Origin of the sequence: Pallidibacillus pasinlerensis (genome assembly GCF_009996845.1) — a bacterium.
In the GTDB taxonomy this organism is placed as follows: Bacteria; Bacillota; Bacilli; order Bacillales; family Caldibacillaceae; genus Pallidibacillus; species Pallidibacillus pasinlerensis.
Genome location: NZ_JAACYS010000128.1, coordinates 1 through 1,937 on the forward strand (window position 1 = coordinate 1; position 1,937 = coordinate 1,937).

General features: G+C 37.0%; 2 protein-coding genes. Both read right to left on the reverse strand.

The window, feature by feature from the left end:
- Positions 1 to 266: 266 nt before the first annotated feature.
- Complete coding sequence (locus GW534_RS15755) at positions 267 to 1,253, reverse strand: NADPH:quinone reductase (RefSeq protein ID WP_161921912.1); 987 nt, start codon at positions 1,251 to 1,253, stop codon at positions 267 to 269.
- Between the two features lie 117 nt (positions 1,254 to 1,370).
- Positions 1,371 to 1,802 (reverse strand): DUF1284 domain-containing protein, encoded by a 432-nt coding sequence (locus tag GW534_RS15760; RefSeq protein ID WP_161921913.1) that lies wholly within the window; start codon positions 1,800 to 1,802, stop codon positions 1,371 to 1,373.
- Positions 1,803 to 1,937: the final 135 nt, after the last annotated feature.

A 1,937-nucleotide genomic window follows, 5' to 3' on the forward strand; every position in this document is an offset into this window, starting at 1 on the left:
ATAATTAATATTATGGAAATTTATATTAAAACTAAAGTGGCGGCGACTCAAAAAACACATTCGTATTTTTTCTGCGGTGTAATGCTCCGTAGCTAATTCAATGTCCTGCAGGATTAGCACGAGCCTATAGACCTGCGCAATCGAGCAAGCGAGATGAGGAGGCTGAGGCCGTGCCACTGGATGCGCGTCCGCCACTGTAGCGAAATTAAGTATACAAAATTAAGGAAGACTGTCAAATAACAGCCTTCCTTATTGAATGGCTAATATTACTTTTCGTTAATTTTTAAAACCATTTTCCCCTTCGCTTTTCCTTCAATAATTTCCACATGTGCCTTTTGCGCTTCTTTTAATGGGTATATTTTACCAACAATAGGATTTAGCCCACCATTTTTTAACGCAGCTTCAATACCAATTAAACTTTCATTATATTCATCTATCGGTGCATTCCAAACGGCCATCCCAAGTATATCGGCTTCTTTTCCCATTGCAAGTCGTGGATTAAAATCAAGTGATCCGCGGTTCCCGACAATAACGATACGCCCATATTTATTTAGATACGTAAAATCTTTTACTAAATTCACATTTGCGAGCATTTCTAAAATGACGTCAATCCCTTGATTGTCAGTGGTTGAAGGAATTGCATCTAAATAACCCGGTTCACTATGATTTAATACGGCGTCGGCCCCGGCTTGTTTAACTAATTCAATGCCTTCCTCAGTACCAGCTGTACCGATTACTTTTGCTCCAATATATTTAGCTAGTTGAACGGCAAGTAAACCAACACCACCTGACGCTCCATGAATAAACACGGTTTCACCTGGTTTAACACGGGCACGATGGAAAAGGGCTCGATAGGCTGCTGTACCTGGTACTCCTAGAGCAGCCCCTTGTTCAAAACTAATTGATTCAGGTAATTGGTAAACGACATCGGCATCACATACAACTTTTTCTGCATATGTACCTGTTGTCAGGTTTGCTAAACTTGAAGAAACAAAAACGCGATCACCAGGTTTTAATCGGGTCACTCCAGGTCCGACTTCATCTACAACCCCTGCGCCATCAAATCCAGGAATATATGGTAATTCCGGTTCGAAAAAAGCATAACCACCTTGACGGATATACGTTTCAGCAGGGTTGACACCGGCATAATGCAATTTCACACGTACTTCATTTTCACTTGGTACAGGTTCTTCAACGTCAACATAATTTAATACTTCTGGTCCCCCGAAAGCAGACATTTGAATGGCTTTCATCTGAATCCCCCCTCTATTAAAAATCCTTCACGTTTAATCATAGAATATTTTTACAATTTTTGAAATAAATTTAGAAGCTATTAAACAAAAATTTTTAGTTTGTAAAAATTAATTGTGTCAATTGTTACTCTTTAAATCTACTTTTCTTAAACCTTTGTTATCAAGGATATCTTGAATTCCTTCTTCACAAACACCGTATGTCCGCCAAGAGCATGTTTCACATATATATTGAATATCAGACGGAACGACATATTTACGAATGCGATTTTCAACTTCTTGCCATTGGATTTGTTGACCAACTTTTAAACCTAGTTTTTTTAATATTTTTTGATCACGTTCGTAAATATGTTTATCTTGACAATGATATTCACCAGAGTTTGGATACTTCGCACACAATTGATCTGGTCCTTCAATCAATTCAATCCATGTATTCGGATATTGTCGCAAATTTTGGTGCATAAGGGTCATATTTTCTACGTACTCTTTTGAATAACCCATCCCGCGATACCCGATAAGACAAAAAAGATGGTGACCTCGTAATTGATACATCATATACCTCCTTATTATTATGTTAACTATATAATATAGAAGTTAACTAATGTTAGTTTATCAAATTAGCAGGGGAATGTGGATTGTTTTTTTATGTGATTAAATAGCTTAGTATTTTCTTTGAAAAAATATAAA

Bases quoted from the DNA above. Each gene is read 5' to 3' on its own strand.
- GW534_RS15755 (WP_161921912.1), bottom strand. From the start codon at position 1,253: ATGAAAGCCATTCAAATGTCTGCTTTCGGGGGACCAGAAGTATTAAAT.
- GW534_RS15760 (WP_161921913.1), bottom strand. From the start codon at position 1,802: ATGTATCAATTACGAGGTCACCATCTTTTTTGTCTTATCGGGTATCGC.